This is a genomic window from Aliiruegeria haliotis, assembly GCF_003003255.1.
In the GTDB taxonomy this organism is placed as follows: Bacteria; Pseudomonadota; Alphaproteobacteria; order Rhodobacterales; family Rhodobacteraceae; genus Tropicimonas; species Tropicimonas haliotis.
Window position 1 is genome coordinate 576,760 of record NZ_PVTD01000002.1, and the last position, 22,433, is coordinate 599,192.

At 63.0% G+C, this 22,433-nt stretch carries 24 protein-coding genes and 1 pseudogene; 6 read left to right on the forward strand and 19 right to left on the reverse strand.

Annotated elements, in window-relative coordinates; translation table 11 throughout:
- Positions 1-277 precede the first annotated feature (277 nt).
- Positions 278-1,183, reverse strand: a complete 906-nt coding sequence (gene thyX / locus CLV78_RS07950; RefSeq protein WP_106204244.1) for an FAD-dependent thymidylate synthase — start codon at positions 1,181-1,183, stop codon at positions 278-280.
- Positions 1,184-1,381: 198 nt separating this feature from the next.
- On the opposite strand from thyX, the gene CLV78_RS07960 reads away from it, so the two are divergent.
- The 4 genes from CLV78_RS07960 (at position 1,382) to CLV78_RS07975 (ending at position 5,218) form a co-directional block, all read left to right on the forward strand.
- The gene (locus tag CLV78_RS07960) at positions 1,382-2,488 is read left to right on the forward strand and encodes a hypothetical protein (protein ID WP_158263477.1); all 1,107 of its coding nucleotides are present in this window, start codon (positions 1,382-1,384) and stop codon (positions 2,486-2,488) included.
- A 175-nt stretch (positions 2,489-2,663) separates the two neighbouring features.
- A complete protein-coding gene (locus CLV78_RS07965) occupies positions 2,664-3,875 on the forward strand; it encodes a surface lipoprotein assembly modifier (protein WP_211300962.1) in 1,212 nt (403 codons plus the stop codon).
- A 94-nt stretch (positions 3,876-3,969) separates the two neighbouring features.
- Positions 3,970-4,398: a VOC family protein gene (locus tag CLV78_RS07970; RefSeq protein ID WP_106204247.1), complete on the forward strand. Its 429-nt coding sequence runs from the start codon at positions 3,970-3,972 to the stop codon at positions 4,396-4,398.
- Between the two features lie 43 nt (positions 4,399-4,441).
- A complete protein-coding gene (locus CLV78_RS07975; RefSeq protein ID WP_245924877.1) occupies positions 4,442-5,218 on the forward strand; it encodes a DUF1194 domain-containing protein in 777 nt (258 codons plus the stop codon).
- A 164-nt stretch (positions 5,219-5,382) separates the two neighbouring features.
- Here CLV78_RS07975 and CLV78_RS07980 read toward each other — a convergent pair whose 3' ends face one another.
- The 10 genes and pseudogenes from CLV78_RS07980 to CLV78_RS23855 form a co-directional block, all read right to left on the reverse strand.
- Positions 5,383-5,880 (reverse strand): MarR family winged helix-turn-helix transcriptional regulator, encoded by a 498-nt coding sequence (locus CLV78_RS07980; protein ID WP_106204248.1) that lies wholly within the window; start codon positions 5,878-5,880, stop codon positions 5,383-5,385.
- Positions 5,881-6,275: 395 nt separating this feature from the next.
- Complete coding sequence (locus CLV78_RS07985; RefSeq protein ID WP_106204249.1) at positions 6,276-6,557, reverse strand: FAD assembly factor SdhE; 282 nt, start codon at positions 6,555-6,557, stop codon at positions 6,276-6,278.
- Positions 6,554-6,955 (reverse strand): helix-turn-helix domain-containing protein, encoded by a 402-nt coding sequence (locus CLV78_RS07990; RefSeq protein ID WP_106204250.1) that lies wholly within the window; start codon positions 6,953-6,955, stop codon positions 6,554-6,556. The genes CLV78_RS07985 and CLV78_RS07990 overlap by 4 nt, the downstream gene beginning before the upstream one ends.
- A 554-nt stretch (positions 6,956-7,509) precedes the next feature.
- The gene (locus CLV78_RS07995) at positions 7,510-8,292 is read right to left on the reverse strand and encodes a hydroxypyruvate isomerase family protein (protein WP_106204251.1); all 783 of its coding nucleotides are present in this window, start codon (positions 8,290-8,292) and stop codon (positions 7,510-7,512) included.
- Position 8,293: 1 nt separating this feature from the next.
- Positions 8,294-8,816: pseudogene (locus CLV78_RS08000) on the reverse strand (class II aldolase/adducin family protein); the annotation flags it as partial.
- Positions 8,817-8,849: 33 nt separating this feature from the next.
- The gene (locus CLV78_RS24760; protein WP_281261137.1) at positions 8,850-8,981 is read right to left on the reverse strand and encodes a hypothetical protein; all 132 of its coding nucleotides are present in this window, start codon (positions 8,979-8,981) and stop codon (positions 8,850-8,852) included.
- Positions 8,982-9,148: 167 nt separating this feature from the next.
- Complete coding sequence (locus CLV78_RS08005) at positions 9,149-9,904, reverse strand: tripartite tricarboxylate transporter permease (protein ID WP_106204252.1); 756 nt, start codon at positions 9,902-9,904, stop codon at positions 9,149-9,151.
- 385 nt (positions 9,905-10,289) lie between these two features.
- Positions 10,290-10,883 (reverse strand): hypothetical protein, encoded by a 594-nt coding sequence (locus CLV78_RS08010; protein WP_106204253.1) that lies wholly within the window; start codon positions 10,881-10,883, stop codon positions 10,290-10,292.
- A 257-nt stretch (positions 10,884-11,140) separates the two neighbouring features.
- Positions 11,141-11,332: a hypothetical protein gene (locus tag CLV78_RS24265; protein WP_146136663.1), complete on the reverse strand. Its 192-nt coding sequence runs from the start codon at positions 11,330-11,332 to the stop codon at positions 11,141-11,143.
- Between the two features lie 285 nt (positions 11,333-11,617).
- The gene (locus tag CLV78_RS23855; RefSeq protein ID WP_158263481.1) at positions 11,618-11,770 is read right to left on the reverse strand and encodes a hypothetical protein; all 153 of its coding nucleotides are present in this window, start codon (positions 11,768-11,770) and stop codon (positions 11,618-11,620) included.
- Between the two features lie 116 nt (positions 11,771-11,886).
- On the opposite strand from CLV78_RS23855, the gene CLV78_RS08020 reads away from it, so the two are divergent.
- Positions 11,887-12,258: an FCD domain-containing protein gene (locus CLV78_RS08020; RefSeq protein ID WP_106204255.1), complete on the forward strand. Its 372-nt coding sequence runs from the start codon at positions 11,887-11,889 to the stop codon at positions 12,256-12,258.
- Positions 12,259-12,734: 476 nt separating this feature from the next.
- Here CLV78_RS08020 and CLV78_RS08025 read toward each other — a convergent pair whose 3' ends face one another.
- The 8 genes from CLV78_RS08025 to CLV78_RS08060 form a co-directional block, all read right to left on the reverse strand.
- Positions 12,735-13,820 (reverse strand): M24 family metallopeptidase, encoded by a 1,086-nt coding sequence (locus tag CLV78_RS08025; RefSeq protein ID WP_106204256.1) that lies wholly within the window; start codon positions 13,818-13,820, stop codon positions 12,735-12,737.
- Positions 13,821-13,879: 59 nt separating this feature from the next.
- A complete protein-coding gene (dgoD, locus tag CLV78_RS08030) occupies positions 13,880-15,028 on the reverse strand; it encodes a galactonate dehydratase (RefSeq protein ID WP_106204257.1) in 1,149 nt (382 codons plus the stop codon).
- Between the two features lie 2 nt (positions 15,029-15,030).
- The gene (locus CLV78_RS08035; RefSeq protein WP_158263483.1) at positions 15,031-16,266 is read right to left on the reverse strand and encodes a CaiB/BaiF CoA transferase family protein; all 1,236 of its coding nucleotides are present in this window, start codon (positions 16,264-16,266) and stop codon (positions 15,031-15,033) included.
- Positions 16,267-16,282: 16 nt separating this feature from the next.
- The gene (locus CLV78_RS08040) at positions 16,283-17,068 is read right to left on the reverse strand and encodes an enoyl-CoA hydratase/isomerase family protein (RefSeq protein ID WP_106204259.1); all 786 of its coding nucleotides are present in this window, start codon (positions 17,066-17,068) and stop codon (positions 16,283-16,285) included.
- A gap of 14 nt (positions 17,069-17,082) precedes the next feature.
- A complete protein-coding gene (locus CLV78_RS08045) occupies positions 17,083-17,916 on the reverse strand; it encodes a hypothetical protein (RefSeq protein ID WP_106204260.1) in 834 nt (277 codons plus the stop codon).
- A gap of 5 nt (positions 17,917-17,921) precedes the next feature.
- A complete protein-coding gene (locus CLV78_RS08050) occupies positions 17,922-18,977 on the reverse strand; it encodes an ABC transporter permease (RefSeq protein WP_158263484.1) in 1,056 nt (351 codons plus the stop codon).
- Positions 18,978-18,999: 22 nt separating this feature from the next.
- The gene (locus CLV78_RS08055; RefSeq protein WP_106204509.1) at positions 19,000-20,499 is read right to left on the reverse strand and encodes a sugar ABC transporter ATP-binding protein; all 1,500 of its coding nucleotides are present in this window, start codon (positions 20,497-20,499) and stop codon (positions 19,000-19,002) included.
- 70 nt (positions 20,500-20,569) lie between these two features.
- Positions 20,570-21,541: a substrate-binding domain-containing protein gene (locus CLV78_RS08060; protein WP_106204262.1), complete on the reverse strand. Its 972-nt coding sequence runs from the start codon at positions 21,539-21,541 to the stop codon at positions 20,570-20,572.
- Between the two features lie 93 nt (positions 21,542-21,634).
- On the opposite strand from CLV78_RS08060, the gene CLV78_RS08065 reads away from it, so the two are divergent.
- Positions 21,635-22,429, forward strand: a complete 795-nt coding sequence (locus tag CLV78_RS08065) for an SDR family oxidoreductase (RefSeq protein ID WP_106204263.1) — start codon at positions 21,635-21,637, stop codon at positions 22,427-22,429.
- The last annotated feature ends 4 nt before the right edge of the window (positions 22,430-22,433 follow it).

A 22,433-nucleotide genomic window follows, 5' to 3' on the forward strand; every position in this document is an offset into this window, starting at 1 on the left:
TGGACCGACCCAAAGCGCAACACCCGGCAGCACGGGGTAATGTGTCCGTGCAACGGGGCGCGGTGAAACTGCAGTTGGCTCCTGACCGATCCGCGTCCCGTTTGCCCGTCCGCCTCCCCCGGATGCAGATGCTCGGCCCGCGGCTGCCCGCGAGACACCGCTGCCGGAATGCCCTCAGCCTGTCCGGGCGTATCCTCCGTGCCTTTTTTCAGGGCCCTTGGGATCGCGAGATCGGGCTGCCGCGTTGGCTGCGAACGCTCGATCAGACCAGAGGACCTCAGGCGATCGTTGCCTCGAACTCGCGCCATTCGCCCTTGGACATTCCGGACGTCTCCTGTGTGACGTCTTCTCCCTTCAGCATCCGCCGCACGCAGTCCAGCGCCTTTGCCGAGAGGTTTACGCCACCCAGGCGATAATCCTCGAAGGCGCCGTAGGCCGCGGGCACCCAATCGGCAACGATATCGCAGATCGTCTCGGCATAGACGCGGATTTCGTATTGCGCATGCTCGTCCGCGCGTAGCCGCAGAAAGTGGAACAGGTTGTGCAGATCCACCTTCCAGTACCATTGGGTGTAGATATTGGCCGGCAGGTTCATCCGCGCCAATTCGCGCGCAAGGCCTTTCTGCCCCTCCTGGTTCAGCATCGCCTCGTAATTGTCATAGCTCCGGCCAGCATCCGTTTTCAGGATCTCGAGAACCCGCGCAGCTTCGTCTCCGGTCAAAACCTCGCCCCGGCCCTGGTTGTTCACCGTCGATTGCGCCGCAAGGTTTTCCGGCGCCGGAATATAGAACTCACGATCCAATATCGAATAGCGCGCCGAATACTCGTTCACATTCGCCGTGCGGTGACGGATCCATTGCCGTGCAACGAAGACAGGCAGCTTCACATGCAGCTTTACTTCGCACATCTCGAAGGGGGTGGAATGCCAGTGCCGCATCAGGTAGCGGATCAACCCGCTGTCATCGCGGGACTTTTTCGTTCCCGCCCCGTAGGACACCCGCGCCGCCTGGACGATGGCCGCATCGTCGCCCATGTAGTCCACCACCCGGACAAAGCCGTGATCAAGCACCTCGTGCGCGGTGTAGAGGTGCTTTTCCATCCCCGGGGACACGGCCCGAAGCGTGGATTGCGGAGAGGTTCGCAGGGTGGCGATTTCGGACTGTTGGTCGTCGGAGAGTGGCATGAGGCGAATCCCTTGAGGTTCGGAACCGGTTGACTGGCACCGTATCTATGCTCCGCCCGGCAGGAAACCTCCATATCCGGTATGTTCGCAGAAGAGTCACAGGTTCACCTTTTTGCGAGGCCCCAAGGGGTTGACAGTTGACAGAATTGCGAGCGGTTGCGCACATTTGCACAAAACAAACCGAGGCAGAGCAGTCCAATGACAAAGAATCTGGCGCTACTACTGGCGCTTCTCGGCATGCTTGCGGCATGCGGTGACGGCAGTGGGTCGAACCCCGTCTACAACACCGGCGACGATACCGAAGACACCGATGACGGTGACGACGGCGACGATGGTGACGACGGCGATGACGGTGACGACGGCGATGAGGACGATGGCGACGGCATCGGCGGCGACACCGACCTGCCGCCGGGCACGTCCAGCCCAACCCCCCAAAGCGCAATTGTCCGCTATGAGTCCAAAGCGGATGGAAACGGCAACGGCTACGCCCAGTCCATCTCCTACAACGCAAAGAACGATACGTTCAGCGTCGACAACCTCGCCTTCGACGGCGACAATGTGTACCAGCGAGCGAGTATCGGCGGAAAGAAACTGGGCAGCCTCGGCCCCTTCGCCGTTTACGAGAACGACGCAGAGTTCCTTGATTCCGTTACCGGCAAACCCGTCGACCAGCTTGAGCACAAGGCCATCTATGGCGTCAGCAAGAGCGGAAACACCCGCTTTGCCCTCGTCCGCACCGGCGCCTACGTGGAATACGGCTTTGGTGGTTTCGTCTACCAGCGCGACGGCGGGGTAACGCTGCCGACAACGGGTCAGGCGATCTACTCGGGCGACTACGCAGGCCTGCGCGATCGCAACGGCGCGGGCGGTATCGAGTATTCGACCGGCGACATGACGGTGAAGATCGACTTCGAGGACTTCAACAGCCCGACGGGTGTGCGCGGGTCGGTTTCCAACCGTGCAATCTTCGACACCAACGGCAACGACATCACCCAGGAGCTGGTGGATGCCATCAGCGACACGACCGGCTCCAGTGCCTCGTCGCTGCCGGTGCTGAACTTCGTCGTCCAGGCTGGTGTGCTCGACAAGAACGGCGAACTGGCCGGGTCGATCAACTCCTATGTGGCGGGTTCCGGCGGCACCTCGGAAGTGTTCGAGAGCGGCAATTACTACGCGGTCATCGCCGACGGAAAGAACGGCAAGGCAGCCAACGAGATCGTCGGCGTGATCGTCGTCGAAGGTGAAGACCCCCGATTTGATGGTGTGACCACACGTGAAACCGGCGGATTTATCGCAACCCGGTAAGCGCCCGGGCCGGCGCATTGCCCGGCCCTGGTTGCAGCTTCTGACGGGCGCTTCCCTGCTCTTGGGGAGCGCCTTTTCGGCATTTGCAGACACCGGACCACTCACGCTTTCCGTTGAGGAGATGCGGGCAGCGGCAACAGCCTCCCTGCAGGCACGCAACCCGGAACAGGCACTCATGCTGACCGACGCGCTTATCGCCCGCGACCCCGGCGATGTGGAGGCTCTGGTGCTGAAGTCCCGTGCGCTGCGGGACATGGGCCGGTTTGACGAGGCCACCGACATTGCGCGCGAAGCCTATGGCAAGGCGGAGACCGATCAGGAAATCTTCGCCGCCGCGATGGTTCGCGCCCAGGCGCTGGCCTCCAACGGCGCGCGCACCCGGGCACAGCTCTGGCTCCGGATGGCCGGCCAGCATGCACCAAACGAGCAAGCTCGAGCTCAGGCCGTGCGCGACTTTCGCTATGTCCGTAGCCGCAACAAGTGGTCCACGAGTCTTTCCTTTTCCGTGGCACCGAGTTCCAACGTTAACGACGGTTCGACCCATGACCGTATCAGCTTCGGCGGGTTGCAAGGTGTGGTGCTCAGCGGCGCGGCCCGCGCGCTGTCCGGCCTCGAGTTTTCGGCCGGGGCAACCACCGGATACCGCTTCTCGGAGGGCAAGAATCACTCGACTGAAGTGGGCCTGCACCTCTATCACGAGACCTACATCCTTTCCGATGAAGCCAAGGAAATCGCGCCGGACGCGAAGGGCAGCGATTTCGCCTACTCGTCCGTGGCTGTTGGTCTTCGTCACCAGTTCCGGCTCGACGACTGGAACACCCCGATGGAGCTTTCGGTGCTGACCGGACGCGGCTGGTACGGGGGCGAGGACTACTCGCGCTACACGCGGACCTCTGTCGCCAAGGCCTTCTTGCTCGGAAAGGGCAACATCTTGCGTGTGTCAGCGGGGGGAGAGACCTTCAACCGGGTCTGGGACGACGCAAGTTCCCATACGCTCCATACCAATGCGATCTGGCTGCGCGAGTTCGACAACGGCGCCGGGCTCAGGCTGTCCCTTGGCGTGCGTGACACGCGGTCCGATCTCGATTCGCTCGACTACCTGCGCAAGATCGGCGGCTTCGGCTATACGCTTCCCAAACCGGTGGGACCGGCGCTTGCAACTCTGATGCTCGACTTTGAAGAAAAAACCTACGAGGAGTACCCATTCGAAGTGGACGGGCGCGAGGATTTGCGAGCGACAGCGGGCGTGCGGTTCCTCTTCGAGCGGATGGACTACTATGGTTTCGTACCGACCGTCACCATCAGCCACGCCGAAAACCGCTCCACGTCCGATCGCTATGACACGGTGGAGACGGGTGTGAAGGTCGGCTTCCTGTCGGCCTTCTGAGGTCACGGTAAACTCACGAGATTGGCAGCGCATTCCGATTCAGCTTCGAGTTGAAATGGGCTAGGCTCTCCAAGAGTATGAATGGGAGAGGTCGATGGGACCCAAATATCTGCACACGATGGTCCGGGTGAAGGACCTGGAGGCCTCCATGGCCTTCTACCGGTTGCTCGGGCTGGAAGAGATCCGGCGCAGCGACAGTGAAGGCGGGCGTTTCTCGCTGATTTTCATGGCACCGCCGGACCAGCCCGAATGCCCAATTGAATTGACGTTCAACTGGGATGGGGACGACGGATTGCCGTCGGACGGACGCCATTTCGGGCACCTCGCCTATGAGGTGGACGATATTTATGCGACGTGCCAGCACCTGATGGACAACGGTGTGACAATCAACCGGCCACCGCGCGACGGCCGCATGGCCTTTGTTCGATCGCCGGACAATATCTCTGTGGAACTGCTTCAGAAAGGCGAGGCGCAGGCGCCGGCCGAACCCTGGGCAAGCATGGAGAACACCGGTCACTGGTAGGATCAGACGCGGGCTGGCCGCATGCGTTGCGGCCACTGCCCTGTTGCCGGCGCCTGTGGCCTCGGCGCAGGATGCCTGTCGGCTGGCCCTTCAGTTCGGGCTCGACGTTTCGGGCTCGGTCAGCGCCGCGGAGTACGATCTTCAGTTACAGGGGCTCGCCGCTGCACTAGAGGATGCCGAGGTTCGTGCGGCGCTGTTGGCCATGCCGCAGGTCCCGGTTGCCCTCTCGGCCTATGAGTGGAGTGGACGGGATGCGCAGCGGCTTCTTGCGGACTGGCAACTGATCCGCGACGAGGCCGACCTGTCCATGTTCGCCAATCAGGTTCGCGGAGCGACACGGGCCGTGATGGGCGTGAGTACTGGCCTCGGCACGGCGCTTCTCTACGGACAGGCGAGGTTCGCCAACGCGCCTGGCTGTTTGCGGCGTGTGATCGACATCTCCGGCGACGGCAAGAGCAATGACGGGCCGCGTCCGCAGGATGTTCCCGCGGACACACTTGACGGCACATTGGTGAACGCCCTGGTGATCGGGCCGGACCAGGCCAATGCCATCGGTGCGCAGGCGACAGCGATCACGGAACTCATCGCCTATTTCCAGGCCTACGTGATCCGCGGGCCGGAGGCTTTCGTGGAGGTCGCCGTGGGGTACGATGACTACGCGGCGGCCATGAAACGAAAGCTCCTGAAAGAGTTGGACGTTATCGTTCTCGGGCAGGCGAGGCCTCCGATGCGACCTTCGACACCGGGAAAAGCGTCCGACAGGCACCCACCGCGTCATGAACGCTTCGTAGCTGGGCCGGTTCCCGTTTCCTCTCCCTGATCGAAGAAGCGTTTGAAGCCTGTCGTCCGTGGGCCTCCGCCGCCGGACCACGGGCACGGGTTCGGGTTCGTCACCGCCTGCGTCCGGGAGCCCCCATCCCAGACGCAGCACGACGACAACCCGGCAAACGCGGCCCGGCTAAAATGGCCAGGTCGCGGCCGGGATCAGTAGATGTAGCGGATCTGCTCACTCCAGTATCGCTCCAGACGTCGCAGTGAAGTGGTGATATCCTCCAACCCCTCGAATGTGATGATTTCCCGGTCGATCAGACCAGTCGCATGCCGCTCGAAAAGCTCCGAGACAATCGAGCGGATGTTGCGCCCCTTCTCCGTCAGGCGCACGCGCACGGCCCTCCGGTCGATCTCACATCGCTGGTGGTGCATGTAGTCCATCTCAACCAGTTTCTTGAGGTTGTAGGAGACGTTGGACCCCTGGTAGTAGCCGCGGGTCTTCAGCTCGCCGGCGGTGACTTCGTTGTCACCGATGTTGAACAGCAGCAGCGCCTGCACGGCGTTGATATCGAGAATTCCCACGCGTTCGAATTCATCCTTGATCACGTCCAGCAACAGACGATGCAGACGTTCCACCAAGGCAAGCGTTTCCAGGTAACCGGACATGATGCCATGCCGTTCTCCGGGAAGGACGCTGCTGTGGATACTCATAATGGCCTCCGCCTTGGCTTCTTGCCTTTTGGTACGCGGAAAAGTCCCAACAACCCGTTACGAAAGTTTCAGAAATTTGCAGGGAAGTGCGCATGCAAGTGCACACGGCCTTTTTGGACCATAACTACAAGGCACTACGCCCCACGGTGCGGATGAGAACTGCAGAGTCTTCGGGCCCGTCGGGCCCTGCCATGCCGCGAGCCTGCCGGTGCGCGCAAGCTTCCGACCGGTGTTGAAGGCCGATGGAAGCCGATCACGGTTGCGGGCTCGGCTGGTGTCCGGAGATGTCGCAGACCAGAATCTGCCTCGCGATTTCAACGCGATAAGCGACGCGTCTGGCTGCGCGGGCAAATACCGCGGCAGGCGACGGCTCCGGCCCTGCCGAGCGCTTCACTTTACGAGCGCGCCGTGCCCCGAGAATGCGCATGATCGGAGATTCGCGCGAACAGGTCACCATATGGGGCAGGCACCGGATCCTGCCCGGTGATCCAGCGCAACATGTCCTGATCGTTCTCCGACAGCAACGCATCGTAGAGCGCAAGATCATCGTCGCTCAGATCTCCGAGGTGGTCATCAGAGAATTTTCCGAGCACAAGGTCCATTTCCTTGATACCGCGTCGCCAGGACCGCATGTGCAGCCGCTTCAGCCGGTTCTCGCGGCTCTCGTTGGGGTTCATTTCTCAGGGGCCTCCAGCAATGCGGTCCGGAGCCTCTTCTCGACCCGCGCCAACCTTTCGGCAGCGTCATCGACCTCGCTGCGGATCTGCCGCATCTCCAGCAAGAGCAAACGGATCTCCGGCACCAGCGAGTCGGGTTCCTCGGACGGGGCTTCAAGCCCGTCGCCCTCTCCATTGAGCAGCCATGTGAGCGACACGCCAAGGATGCCCGAGAGCATCTGCAACTTGTTCGCACGCGGTTCACTCAGGTCGTTTTCCCAGGCCCGGACGGTTTTGACCTTGACCCCAAGGCGCTTTGCCAAACCGGGCTGATCCAGCCCGACCGCCTCACGTGCACCTGCGACGCGATCACCGAATGTCGCTGTTTCGGCACCAAACCAGTCTGAATTGTCTTCCATAGGGGTCTCCATGGGGTCGGTTAAACCTTGAATAGCCTCGGGTGCAAGCCCGGGATGTGCGCACTGCGTCCTTGTGACATTGGCCTGCACGCCCTCATCGGAAAGATCGCGATCACGACATGTCCACCAGCCGCGACCGGCCGAGCAAATTGCCCTGCCCCACCGCTCATTCAGCGTCGTATGTGCCACTTGGAACTGGGGCGTTCTGGTCGGGTTCCGACCCCCCGTCACCATGTCGCGACACGGCGAGCTTGATCCGGACTGCCGCATCTCCCGATGGACAGCTTCCAGGGGCGAAGGGCGACTCGTCCCGAACCTCTCCGCGCGCACCCCTGGGCAATTGACCCGCCGCCAAGATGCTCCGCCCTCATTTCGGGGGCCGGCAATGCGCGAAGCGGCCGCCAAAGGCGCCGGGCATCAGCGAGCCTGCGCGAACGGGCCAACCAAGGGCCGTCAGTCGTTGGCGTCTCCAACGTGGCGCCAGTTCATGCGTAAACAGTCCTCTGCGCCTTGCGACGCTGGATCTCTGCAAGAAAAGGCATCAGGCGACGGCGCTATTGCCCCGGGCTGGCGTCCCTGTTCTGTTGGAACTTCAACCAGCCGAGGCCGTCGTCGGTGCTGCTGCGCGGCCTGTACTCGGCGCCGAGCGGGGCTGTGTATCCGAGCGCGTCAATATGGTCGAAGATGTGGGTGTAGTTGACCTCGCCGCAATCGGGTTCGGTCCGGTCGGGGACGGAGGCGAACTGGATGTGGCCGATCACTGGCATCAGGTCGGTCAGCCGCCGGGTCAGATCGCCCTCCATGATCTGGAGGTGGTAGCAGTCGAACATCAGCTTCAGGCTCGGGTGGCCGATCTTGGCGATGATCCGGGCAGCTTGCGCAGAGGTTTTCAGGAAGTAGCCCGGCGCGTCGTGGTGGTTGAGCGGTTCGATCAGGATCGTGACGTCGTGGGGCGCTGCCCGGTCGCAGGCGTATTGCAGGTTCGACAGGAAGACGCTCCGCGCTGAGGGCCCCTCTGCGACACCGGCCATGACATGAACGTTGGCGGCCCCGATGGCCACGGCATAGTCGATGGCCTGGTCGATGGCCGCACGCGCCTCCACTTCGCGCCCGGCCAATGCCGCGAGACCGTTTTCACCGGGTTTGCCACGGACGGTGTTCAGGCCCAGCATGGCAAGGCCGGTCTCCGCCAGCGCCGCCGCGACCTCTTCGGCCGGGATATCATAGGGCCAGTGACATTCCACGGCGTCAAACCCGGCCGCCTTCGCCGCACGGATTGCATCGGACAGGGAAAGCTCGGTCCAGAGGAATCCGAGGTTGGCGGAGAAGCGGGTCATCTCAATCGTCCCAATCTACATTGAACTTGCGCACCAGGCCCCCAATCTCGGCGTCGGTGAACAGCTTTGGGTCCAGGCCACGTGTCAGGATGGCGATTTTCGGGGTCTCTTCAAGCTCTTCCATCGCATAGCAGGCGGCCTCGATGTCCTTGCCAACGACCACCGGTCCGTGATGGGCCAGCACGACTGCGCTGCGCTTGCCCGCCAGCCCCGCCCATCGCCGGATCGCCCGGCATGAAATGGGGCAGCAGCTTCACCTTGCCGAGTTTCATGATGCCATAGGCGGTCAGCAGCGGGATCATGTTGTCTGGGTCGGTGTCCGGCAGCATCGACAGCGCGACCGAATGGGTCGAATGCAGGTGCACCACCGTGCCGGTCCGCGCTGGTCGGGTCTCGTAGAAGGTGGCGTGGAGTGCCACCTCTTTGGTGGGCTTGTCACCGTGGACACGGCGCTGGGCGCCATCACGCACCGAAAGCCGCGCCGGATCGACCCGGCCGAAGCAGCTCTCGGTTGGCGTAGCCAGCGGCCGCGCCGGGTGCCTGTTGTGCATTTGGAGTCAGCGGGTCATCCTCATCGGGTTCTCTGCCAGCAGCGGCTCGCCAACGAACCGGTTGCCCATGAAGGTCGACCGGTCGGTTTCCGCGAACGCCGGGAAAAAAAACCTCTTATGTGCATCCAGATCGGCCATCTACGCCTCGACCACGGGGCCGATATCGTCCTCGGCCGTGCTGTCGAAGGTCGATCAAGGCGAAGAAGTTCCTGCTGTGGCTGTTGAGGACGCGCCTGAAACTGCGGTCCGCCAGCAACCCGAACACGAAGCCCAGCACCGGGGAAGCGGGGTGGTATCCGTACTCCTCAGACACGTAGCCAATGCTGCCCGCTATCACGAGCACGCAGATATAGAGCATGTTGTCGGACACCGAGTGTGTGCCTGCAGACGCACAGGATCGCAATCAAGGGGGCGAGGATGCGCGGTGGCACTTTCAGGATCATGACCACCGGTCTTGCCGACAGGATGCCAATGACCTGCAACATGATCGTCGCCCAGCAATGCCACACCCCCTTGTCGAACAGAAACTCGGCAAACCCGATCGGCAGCATCGGACCCGAGCGGATGTTGTGCAGCACCAGCGCGCCCATCAGCACGGCCGTCGGCGGGCTGCGCGAAATGCGGAGAACAAGGAGGACAAGCACGGCGCCGGAAATAGTGGCGTTGATTGCCGTCTCCGGCGCAATGGTGCCCGCCATCACCCCCTTGCCAAATCTCTCTGGCTCATCGGAGGAGTTCCTTGCCATACCATAAGCGCCGCAGGCGGCGATGTTCTCGCTCACACCTGAAAGTGCACCGATCCCGACGCCGGTCACGGCCCATTTGACGATGCCGGCTGCGTTCTCCACCGGGTTCCGGAGTACTTGGATCCAGCGCCCCGTATCCGAACGGAAGTCGGCCAAAAGCGTCTTCTGTAAATATTGATGCGTGCGGAATGGCGAACAGACCGATCGCATCGGCACCCAGCGCAGGCCCCCATAGAGGTCGAGACTGCCATAGCTGAACCGCTCATAGGCCCAGAGAACCTCGGTCCCTGCGGGCGACGACATGATGCCGATCAAAATGGCAACGCCCCGAAGAAGAAACCCAGCACCGACGAAATGGCCATGAGACCCGATTGGCGTCGATTGATAAACTCGACGATGGCTCCCAAGAACTGGGCGAAATCGCCGACAATACTCGCAAGATACTCCACCGGTTTGGCATCTGCTCAGGCGCGTTCATTTGCGGCACGGATCGCAAACGCCGCGGGACACCAGCTCGACCAGCCAAGAAATGGTCGGATCGTTCGGAAACTGCGTCGCGGCAATACGGGTTAAGACTGAACGACGAGCACCACGTAGGGCACTATGATCGCAAGAATGGCCCAAAAACTCGCAGCGCGGCGGATCGCCATCTTGGCGATTCCGAAGGCCGCCGTGGCCGACGAGAACGGCACCCATCCGATCAGATCAAAAAACGAAGAAGAGCGCCACAGCGATGACAGGCTCTCACATTTCCCATTGCCCGAAATACGCCTTGAGCACGTCTGGAGGCAGGAATCAGTACCCTACGCGGGTGCGAATGGCCCCCAACACAGACCCAGCAGGAGCGGCGAAAGATCAGGACACTGGTCAGCGTCGAGAACAGACCCGGCGATGTGGCAATCTTCGACACGCCCGATGACACGGTATTGTGGATCATCAGAGCCGACTGGATTGCGAAAACGAGCGAGATCAGCATCAAGATCGGACTGATTACCAGATCCCCGGAGCGCAATCTGCGGGTTCCTTCCTCGAGTTCGAATGTGCTTCCGCCGGGGCTGGCGGCTATGTCCTTTCCGCCTTCCGCATCGTGGGGCTGGGGTCCGGTGTCAGGATCGTGTGTCATATCATCCCGCAGGGCCTGTTCGCGACCTTGGGTCACGATCGAAGAGTGGGAGAGGTGGTGGCCCATGGGCAGGAATTTCTCGGTTTTCGGGAGATTCTTGGTCATCGATGGTGAAATACCGCCATTGGCAAAGGTGAAATCATCTAGCTCGGCGGCGGCAGGAACACGCATCTTGCCATCCTAGACGTAGGAAGCGACTTCGACCGTGTTGGCACTGGCGGCAGCCACTTTGCCAGTCAGAGCCAAGGTATCACCGGCTTGGAGCCATGGAGCCCACCGCCCCTGTATTTCACGTCTCCGGCCTTTTCAAACATCGCGACCTCCACGTACCACAACTGGCCGATGCCCAAGTTGGCGACCGTAGCCGTCTCCGGGGCTTCTTTCGCGGCGGCAACGAGACCCTCGAAGGTCACGTATGGAGAATCGGCCTAGGCGGCGATGACGCCCGGCGAGCCACCGAACACGAAGTAGTTCCAGCCTTTTACAGTTGTTGTCGAGGCACCGTTGACACCGTAGGTCGTCCAGGTTTCCGACATGACTAGTACGGTGCAACCGTCTGTCGGCGCCTGCCATACGGCTTCGCCTACCTTGCCGCCAAGGCCGCCGGGCATGTTCGTCACTCCGAACGCCACGCCAAGCGGCGCTTCGACCAGTGCCCTGACTTGCGCGCGAATCTGTCTGTTCCGACGCCGGCGCTCGATACAACAATGACCCGAATGGTCTTGCACGGTTTATCGACAGCGACCACCGATCCGGCCGCCCCCTCGAACAACAACGAAACTGCAGCGAACCCTGCAAAAGCCCTCTTCATCCGTCGGGTCCTTCTTGTCAGGCTGAAACGCACCACCTCGTGCTTTCGTGTCCACCAGTCCTTTTTTGTGCTTCCGCCGTTCCGGGCGGAGCCATCAGGCGGCTTCTGCGTGGACGGCCAAGGGCGCGGCCGCCAGACTTCCTGCAAACAGCTTGGAGATTTCGGGGGTAGAGGCGCACTGCGCGAACATGTCCCGCAGTCGGACCCCGCCAAAGGCCTTGGTGACATGGCATATACCGTCGATCATTCGTGCATTGCACGCTCGCGGAAGGGATGGGGAAAAGTCGGCCACCGGTACGATAGGCGCTGCAGCGCCTGTCCAACGAGGGTCTGGCGTCCGTTGGTCTCCGGCACGGCATTCGCGTGTTGCGGTTGCCGCCCCACGACCCGCGGGAGATCTACGAGGAATTGACAGGAATCGAGACGATGGCGGTGGATTTGCTTGGCCATCGAAATCCCACCCACGAGGATCTCGCGCCGCTCTACGAGGTACTGGACGAAATGGACAAGCAACTCGCGAAAACGGACCTTGATGGCTTTGCGAACGCCGCCGAGAAGTTCCACCGCACCCTGCTGACGCTTTGCGGCAACCGGCGGATCGCCTCGATCGCGTATTCCCTTTGGGACCTTGCATTGCCCTCGCGCCGCCTGACGCTCAGGCTGCTTCCCGTTCCGCACCGCCCCAAACATGCATCGCCGCACGGTCGTTATTCTGACAGAAGGGCGGACCGATGAGGCGAGAGCGTTGCACTCTGAACAACGTGCCAGCGGTAGTACCGCAATTACCGAAGCTGTCGCTCGGTTCCACATCGAGCGCATGTAGGCGACAACCGGGCTACCTGCGATTCTCACAACCTGTCTCCAACCGCAACGGTTCCGGGGCGCGGTCCTATTCCACCAGATCGGAACGGGCCAACATGGCCGAACCCCATTGCCTCGCAGGCTCCAATCCAAACCGCGCCCGCCTGTCCCGGCCGGGCACGGGGACATAGCTGTTTCGGGCCAACAATGTGCGGACTGTGCCGCCATTCCCCGCAACGGCCGTGAGGCCCCCTTTGGCCTGGAACCGGTCGCAGGTATGGAAAGCCAAAGACCGTCACCAAACTACGCCAGGCGTGGTCGCATCGCCCTTGAACCATGGGGTTGGAACGCCAAGATCCCGCCCATCAATCCGAACGACGCCGTTGCGACGATGGCCAGCAATACAACGGTCAGAACGTCGCCATCGGCTCCGCGCCGTCGTGCGTGACGCGCAGCATGAACTCGCAGCGGATGCCGCCGAGGTCGGGCAGGTAGCTTCCGGGTTCGACCATGAGGACCATGTTTTCCTCGATCAACGCGGTCTCGTCCGGCACCAGCCGGGGCCATTCATGCACCGACGCGCCGATCCCGTGGCCGGAATGGTGCGGATAGGAATAGCCAGCGGCCTCAAGGTGCTCCCGCAAGAGGCGGTCGAAATCGCAGACCCGCATGCCGGGACGCAGCTCCGAGATGGCCAGTTGCAGCGTGCCGAAACAGGCCGCGTGCATCTCCCGATAGGCCTCGGACCCCTCGCCATCGACGATGAACCCGCTGCAACTGTCGCCCCAGTAACCCTGCACCCGCGGGGCAAGGTCGCAGACAACCGGATCGCCCGTCCGGAGCCGGTAGGCACCGGGCGGCAGGCCGAGCGTTGACGACCGTTCGACACCGGCCAGATACTCACCCGCCAATGCGCAACGAATGCCGGCTTCCGTCTCCATCCGCGCCCGGATCGCGTTGAGCACGTCGAGTTCGGACCGCCCCGGAACGGAGGCGGTCAGCGCCTCGCGCTGGCCCATCGCCGCGATCTCGGCGGAGCGTTTCAGCAAGCCCAGTTCGCGTTCGGTCTTCACCGCGCGGAGGCGCTTCAGGGGCGTGTCGATCACCACGCGCTCCGAGGGCAAGAGATCGGCCACGGCCGCCGTCAGGCTCGCAGGCTCCACCGCGACCCGGCCCGAGATGCCGAGTTTCGCGATCATCTCCTGCGTGGCCTTGAGATAGTTCCCGACCTGATCCACCACCGAACAGGCGAAGCCGGGATAGGAAACCTCTTCCCACTCGCCCCCCTGCCCTGCATCCGTGTTGGGGCAAACCACCCCGACCGCCTCGTCACGACCCACGAAGGCGATGGTCGGCCCGCCCGAAAACGGGTTCGGCCCGATCTCCACCGGCACGACATGGCCCGTGGCAAAGCATACGGAATCCGGCCCGGTCAGAACCGCCCAGTCCGCCCCGATCTCGGCCAGCATCCCGGCCAGGCGTTTTGCGTTCTCCATTCCATCCTCCCTGTGCGGCCCCTGCCGCGCGTGTGCTCAAGGCTTCCCCGAAAGGGATGTTACCATTCCGAGATCGACCCGTCCTCATGCCGCCAGACCGGCGCGCGCCAGCGGTGGCCTTGTGCTGCGGCCTTCTCCACCACGGCCTCGTCCACCTCGATCCCAAGGCCCGGGCCGGTGGGGATGGCAAGAAATCCATCCTCGACCCGCAGCCCGTTGCCCGGTGTCGTGTAATCGCCCAGATCGCTGGTGGAGTTGTAGTGAATCCCGAGGCTCTGCTCCTGGATGAAGGCGTTGTAGCAGACCGCATCCACCTGCAAACAAGCGGCCAGCGCAATGGGGCCAAGCGGGCAATGCGGGGCAAGCGCCACGTCATAGGCCTCGGCCATATGCCCAATCCGCACCATCTCGGAAATACCGCCCACATGGGCCGTGTCCGGGTTCACGATGCTGGCCGCGCGCTTCTCGAACACCGGCTTGAAGTCATACCGCGAATGCAGCCGCTCCCCGACCGTGAGCGGGATCGACGTGCCGGCGGCAAGGTCGGCCATCAGGTCGATCTGGGTCGAGACCACCGCATCCTCGACGAACATCGGCCGGATCGGCTCCAGCTCCCTGAGCAGCACCTTGGCCATCGGCCCATGCACCCGGCCATGGAAATCAAAGGCAAGGTCCATCGACGTGCCCACCGCCTCGCGCAACTCGAAGAGCTTTTTCACGATACCGTCGACCTTGGCGTAGCTGTCGACGATCTGAAGCTCCTCGCAGATGTTCATCTTGGCGGCCGTGTAGCCCTGCGCCTGAAGGCCCTTCACGCCCTCGATCAGGTTTTCGGACCGATCTCCGCCCACCCAGCAATAGGTGCGCACCTTGTCCCGCACCGGCCCGCCGAGCACAGAATGCACCGGGGCGCCAAGGTGCTTGCCCTTGATGTCCCACAGCGCCATGTCGATGCCGCTGAGCGCGCTCATCAGCACCGGCCCGCCGCGATAGCAGCCGTTGCGATAGAGCATCTGCCAGATGTCCTCGATCCGCATCGGATCGGCACCGATCAGGAAGTCTTCGAGTTCCGCGATCTTGGCGGCCAGCGTTTCCGCGTGGCCTTCGAGCACGGGCTCGCCCCATCCGGCGAGACCTTCATCGGTCTCCACCTTCAGGAACAGCCAGCGCGGCGGCACCACATAGGTGCGCAGGGCCGTGATCTTCATTGTCAGCTTTCGTTTGCCAGCACTGCGCCGCTTTCGACCAGCCCTGAGATTTCATCTCCGTCGAAACCGTAGGACGCAAGAACGTCCCGGGTGTCGGCACCGTATTGCGGGGCGTGCTTCAGCTTGGGCTCGGGGTTTTCGGAGAAGGAAATGCCCGGCGCGACAGCGGTATAGGTGCCCCCAACCGGATGCTCGATCTCCACCAGCCGGTTCCGCGTCTGCGGGTGATTGAGGAAGTCGTCGTAGTCGTTGACGACCACGCACCACACGCCGAGCGGCGCCAGCAGCCCGTCCCAATGCGCCGCCGTGTTGGTCAGCAGCAGCGCGGCCACCTCGGCATAGATCGCATCCCGCCACGCGGCCACGGTCTTTCCGTCCGATTGCTCGGGCCGGGCGGCCTTCATCTCGGCCAGCTTCGGCAAGCCCAGCGCCTGCGCTAGCACGTCAAGATCGGCTTGCGCGATGGACAGGAACCCTTCCGAACACTTGTAGATGCCGTAGGGCGGCTCCTGATAGATCGAGACCTGCGGCGAGGTTCCGCGCTCGGGCGGCGCATCGGCGGCGATATAGGACATGATCTCCTGGCACTGCATCTCCATGATGGCACCCATCATGGTGACCTTCACCTCCTGCCCCTCGCCGGTAATCGAGCGTGCGACCAGCGCGGCCAGCACGCCTTCGCAGACCATGTGCGAGGCAGAGACATCGACCATGTAAAGCGGGCTGGCCTGCGGAAGCTCGCCCGCCTTGCCGCCGTTCATCGTCAGGCCGGTGAAGCTCTGCAACAGAAGGTCCTGGCCGGGGCGGTCCTTCATCGGGCCGTCCTCGCCGTAGCCCGAGACCGAGCCGTAGACGAGCCGTGGATTGATCTCGCGCAGGGTTTCGTACTCGATCCCCAGCTTCTTCGCCACGCGGGGGCGGAAGTTCTGGATCAGCACATCGGCCTGCTCCACCATGCGATACAGAACCTCTCGGCCAGCGTCGGATTTCAGGTCCAGCACCAGCGACTTCTTGTTCTGGTTCAGCGTCACGAAACAGGTCGCATCGCCGAACTTGGTGATCCCGGCCATCGGCGCGTGGCGGGAGAAATCCCCGCCTCCCGGCGCTTCGATCTTGATGATCTCGGCGCCCATCTCGCCCATCCGCTGCGTGCAGAGCGGGCCAGCCATGGCAATTGTCAGGTCGAGCACCTTCAGCCCTTCGAGCGGTGCGCGGGTCGTGGTGGCGGTGTCAGGCATCACTTGGTCCTTCATCTTACCGTCCCCGGAAAACGGGTTCGCGCTTCTCGCCGAAGGCAGCCATGCCTTCCTGCGCATCCTCGGTCATCATGCAGAGCGTGTAGCCGTCGTTTTCCATTGACAGGCCCTGTTCGAGCGACGTGCCTTGGCTGCGCTTGATGACGTTCTTGGCGGACTGCACGGCAATCGGCGGGTTCTTGGCGAGCCGCACGGCAATGGCCTTCGCGGTCGGCATCAGGTCGTCTACCTCCACCAGGCGCTGCACGAAACCAACGCGATAGGCTTCCTCGGCGGGGAACTTGTCCCCCGTCAGGATCCAGAGCGCGGCATTGCCGAAGCCGATCATGCGGGGCAGCACCGACGTGTTGCCCGCGCCGGCGTGCCAGCCGCGCTGCACTTCGGGCGCACCGAACGTCGAGCGCGGGGTGGCAACACGAATGTCGCACATCATCGCCACTTCCAGACCACCGCCGAGGCAATAGCCGTCAATCGCGGCGATCACCGGCTTGCGCATCCGCTGGATCGGCTCGACATAGTCGCGGTCGTATTGCGCGCGGTTGCGTCCGTCCCACGGTGTGCCGAGGTCATCGAGCATGTTCACGTCGCTGCCAGCGGCAAAGGCGCGCTCCCCTGCCCCGTCGATGATCAAAACCTTGACGGTATCGTCGATGTCAATCTCCCGGCAGAGCTGCGCGATGCGGCTGCCCATGGCGGCGGTGATGGCGTTCATCTTCTCGGGGCGGTTGATCGTCAGGTAGGCGATGCCGTCCTCGACGCGGTAGAGAATGTTTTCCTCCGACATGATCGGGCTCCTTGTTATTCTGGTGTCCTGGGCAGGATCGCAATCTCGACCTGCCAGTGTTCTGTCTGACCGGGCTCCAGCCAGCGTTCGGTGCCGCTGGCCCGAGCGACCGCAAGGTCATCGGCGGGGGCCGTGGTCGGCTCCAGCGCCATCTGGTGCAGCGGGGCTTCTGGCGTCGGCCAGCCGCCAAAGCCCAGCCAGACACCGCAATAGGGCATCTGCGCTGCGCTCCACCGCAGGCGGATGCCGCCATCGGTGCCGTCGATGCCGATGCAGGCCTGATCCTGCACGGTCCCGTAGGTCTTTTGCGCAAGCCCGGAGGTCAGGTCCTGAACCTGCATCGTTTCAGGAACCGTTCCGTGGTCCTCCCACTGGCCGACTCCGTCGAGCACGATCCGTTCGCCCGGATGTGTCGCCAGCAGAAGGTGCTGGCTCCACATCCACGGCAGGCGAGCGTGAGTGGTGGCGGTGATCGTGTAGTCGCAGAGAAGGCACGGACCATCGAGGCGCAGGCCACGCGTGAACGTGAACTCCGGGCCCTCGAAACGGTTGGTCACGTTGCCCCGAGCCCGTTCGGCTTTCCAGGGCCGGCCCCAGAGATCGCCATGATCCCGCAGACGCCGCCCCCAGTCGGGGTCTTCACAGGGCGCGACGGTTGGGGCGCATTCGTCCCACCCGCGCGCTTCGGTTCCCAGATAGGCCGCAGCCTCCCCGGTGTCGCCCTCGCAAGCACCACCGACCAGCCAGTTGCGGCCCGAGCGGCGGTCCACAAGCTCGGTCACACGTGCGCCGAACTCCGGCGCGATGCTGATCGCGATGTGGTCGTTGGAGAGGGAAATCTGAGACATCGGACTTACTTTCCGGCGGCGGCCAGCTTGGACTGCTGCTTCTCGGCCCGGGCGAGGCGCCATTGACCGATGGCAACGGCCAACACCAGCAGCAGGCCCTTGGCGACGAGCTGATAGAAGGTCGCGATACCAAGCAGGTTCATCCCGTTCGACAGCGTCGCCAGCAGCAGCACCGCCAGCATCGAGCCCACGATTGTGCCCTTGCCGCCCGCCATCAGCGCCCCGCCAAGAAACACGGCCGTAATCGCTTCAAGCTCAAGGCCCTGGGTTCCGGAGGCCGGCTGACCAGAGGAGGTCCGCGCCGTGACGATGACACCGGCCAGACCGGACAGCGCGCCGGAGATGGCGTAGATCGCATAGCGCATGCGGGTCAGGTTGATACCGGCAAGGCGTGCCGCCACCGGGTTGCCGCCCATGGAGTAGATGGAGCGGCCAAAGACGGTCGAGCTCATCACGAAATGGGCGACACAGGCCACGATGATCAGGATGATGAAGGCAACCGGCAGACCGGGGAACGTTTCGGTCTGGAACAGGCGGCCAGAGCCGAGCCAGGCAAGGTTCTGGTCCAGAACGCCGATCGGGCGACCGCCTGGTGCAATCAGGAAGGCCACGCCGCGGAACGCCGAAAACGTCGCCAGCGTCGCCACGACCGGGTTCACCCGCAGGATAGAGATGATCGTCGCGTTGATCAGCCCGAGCACAACCCCGATGCCCATGCCGAATGCAACGCCGCCGATGACCGTTCCCATCTGGGTCACGGTCAGCGCACAGACAACGGAGGCACAACCGGCGATCGAGCCCACGGAAATGTCGAGCCCGGCAGAGACGATGACCAGGGTCATGCCCACGGCGATCAGGCCGACGACGGCCATGTTCTGCCCGATGTTCATCAGGTTGCGCGGAGAGAAGAAGAACTCCGTCTGCGTGGTGATCAGCGCCACCATGATGATCAGCGCAATGACCAGCGACAGGTTCTCGGCGCCGACTGCGTTGGTGATCCGCTTGAAGAGCCCGGGCCCCTCAGGGGCCATTTGCGGCGCGGCTTGTTCGGTAATGCTCACTGTCTTGTCCTCCGTGGGCATGTCAGGCGGCCTTTGTTCCGAGAGCAAAATTCACGATTGCCTCCTCGGTGGCGTCTTTCTTTTCGATTGGGTCGGAAATCACGCCGTCGCGCATGACGATGATGCGGTCGGACATGGAGAGCAGTTCGGGCATTTCGGAAGAGATCATCATGATCGCCATGCCCTGCTTGGCCAGATCGTCGATCAGCCTGTAGATTTCGGCCTTGGCCCCGACGTCGACGGCACGGGTCGGCTCGTCGAGGATCAACAGGCGCGGCGCCGCCGCCAGCCAGCGAGCCAGGACGACCTTCTGCTGGTTGCCGCCCGAAAGCTTGCCGACCTCCTGCTCCATGCTGGGGGTCTTGATCTCCAGCTGGCGCACGAAAGGCGACACCTTGTCGACCATCTGCTGGGTGCGCAGGATGCCGAAACGCGCGAGCGCGGAATAGACCGCCATCGAGGCGTTCTCGATCACTGAGCGGACGAGGATCAGGCCCTCGGCCTTCCGGTTTTCGGGGGCGAAACCGATATTGGCGGCGATGGCATCGGCGGGGGAGCGAATATCCTTCACGTCGCCGCAGATCTTGACGGTGCCGCCTTCCTTTTCAAATTCGCCGAACAGAACCTTGGCAAGCTCTGTGCGACCCGCGCCGACCAGCCCGGCAAAGCCCACGATCTCACCGGCGCGGATCTGGAAGCTGATCCCGTCGTGCCAGCGGCTGCGGAGGTTTTCGACCTCAAGCACCACTTCGTCCGTGGTAACCTCATCGCGCTTGTAGCCATGCGCCAGTTCGCGCCCGACCATCAGGCGGACGATCTCTTCCTCGTCGGTGTCCTTGATCATCAGGTTGCCGGTCGGCACACCGTCTTTCAGCACGACGACCCGGTCCGAGATCGCCATGACCTCGTGCAGCCGGTGCGAGACATAGATGATGCCCAGCCCTTCTTCGCGCAGCTTGCGGATCAGGGCAAAGAGGCGGTCGGCCTCCTTGGTGGTCAGCGACGAGGTCGGCTCGTCGAAGGCGACGACCTTCACGCCTTCCTTCAACGCGCGCAGGATCTCCACGATGTGCTGCTGCGCGGGCGAGAGCGTGCGCCCGAGGGCGTCGATATCCAGCACACCGGCAAAGCCGTAGCGCTCAAGCAGGTCGGTGGTGATCCGACGCATTTCCGCGTGATCGACACGCCCGCCGGGCAGGCGTGGATACTCGCCGATGAAGATGTTTTCCGCCGCCGAGATATGCGGCACGATTTCCGGCTCCTGCCGGACCAGCCGGAACCCGGCATCGCGGGCCTCGAGCGGGCTGGCGTGGCTGACTTCGGCGCCGTCGAGGTACACCGTGCCCTCGTCCAGCGTGTAGTCGCCACAGAGAATTTTCAGCAGAGTTGATTTTCCGGCCCCGTTTTCGCCGACGAACGCGACGACCTCTCCGGGGTGGACCTTCATATTGACATCAGAGAGCGCCTTCACACCGGGGAAGGACTTGCCTACTCCCTGAACGTCGAGGATGGCAGACGACATTGCCTGGTCCTTCTTGTTCTGGAAATTGGAGGCGAGCACCACGATAGGTGCCCGCCCGCCAGGGAGGAAATCAGTCGCAGGGCATAACGTCTGCGTAGTTGCTCGGATCAACGATCGTGGTGTTGGCCACGGTCTTGAGCGGCAGAGGCTCGCCGGTTTCGATCGAGTTGATGAGCGTGCGCGCGGCGGCGTCACCTACATCGGTGCCCGAGAGGTACAGCGCGGCCTTGAAGCCCGAGGGGATGCCGGCTTTCCAGGGGCGGCAGGCCTCGTAAGCGCCCAGACCCACGGCGATCACGTCGTCCGGCCCGTAGCCCGCGTTCTTCAGCGCGTTGTTGGCGCCCAGCACACCTTCGTCGTTGCAAGCAAAAACCACCCACTTGTCGATGCCCGGGTTCGAGGTCAGAACCGGCCCGGTCGCGGCGAGCGAGGTGTCGGCGGTGCCATCGTAGGACACGTGCACGATGCTGTCGGCGCTTGCACCGGCGGCAATGACTTGCTCCTGCGCGGCGTTGGTGCGGTCGTTGCAGACCGAAAGGGTCTGAACCTCTACGCTGAGCACACCGTACTTGGCGCCGTCCAGCCAGCCGCTTTCGACAAGCAACTCGCCGGCGCGCTTGCCGACCTCGGTGCCCATGGCCTTGCCGTCAAACCCGACGAAGGGAACGGGATTGCCGTCTTCCTGCATGATCGGGTCATCGGTCGCCACCATGAGAACACCGGCTTCGGCGGCTGCGCGCGACACGGCCGGCCCCATCGCCTGGTCGGGTGCGGTGATGCCGATCCCCTTGGCGCCGGACGCGATGGCGTCGGAAACGGCGGAGATTGCAAGGTTGGCGTCCAGTTCGACGTTGATGATCTTGGCGGTGTAGCCAAGTTCTTCTGCCGCTGCTTTGAAGCCGTCGCCCTGGTCGATGAAGTACTGCTGCGTGCCGCTCTTGTAGATCGCCACAATCTCCTTGTCCTCGGCAATGGCCGCACCGGCGCTCAGAATCGCACCGGATACAGTCGCAAGGAGTGCAGTTTTCAGATTGATGCCCATTTTTTCCTCCCAATGGTGTTCTCATCTGGATAGGTAAAGGATATGATCTGTTTATCTTATAAAGTCAACGACCAGATCGAGGAGTAGGTTCAAGTGCGCAGGTTGGAAGGAAAAATCGCCATCGTGACCGGAGCGGGACGCGGAATCGGAGAGGCAATCGCAAGGCGATTCGCCTCCGAGGGCGCCCGTGTTGTCATCGCGGAACTGGACCAAGAGCAGGGCCCGAAAACCGCAGAAGCGATCGCCGCTGACACAGGCTCCGAGACTCTGTTTGTCAGAACGGACATTTCTGACGCCGCCAGCGTCTCGGCGATGCATAAGGCTGCGCTGGAGGCTTTCGGCCCCGTCGACATCCTCGTCAACAACGCCGGCATCGCGGTGTTCCGCCCGCCGTTGGAGACCACCGACGACGACTGGGACCGGTGCATGAACGTCGACCTGAAGGGCGCATGGACCTGCACGAAAACCGTGCTGCCCGACATGGTCGGCAAGCAGAACGGCGCGGTGATCAACATCATCTCCAACCACGCCTTCTCGATCATCAAGGGAACCTTCCCCTATCCCGTCGCCAAGCATGGGCTGTTGGGGCTGACCCGCTCGCTGGCGCTGGAGTACGCCGATCAGGGAATCGCGGTGAACGCCATCTCGCCGGGATACACGGACACGCAGATCGCCGAAGACGATTTCCGGGCGACCGGCAATGCCGCCAAGGCACGGGCCAAGGTCGAGGCCATGCAGCCGGTGGGCCGCCTCTGCCGCCCCGACGAGATCGCCGCAGTCGCCGCGATGCTTGCTTCGGAGGAAGCGCGGTTCATGATCGGGGAAAACATCGTCATGGATGGCGGCGTCACGATCCGCATGTATGACGACATTCGCACGGCCGACTGACCGG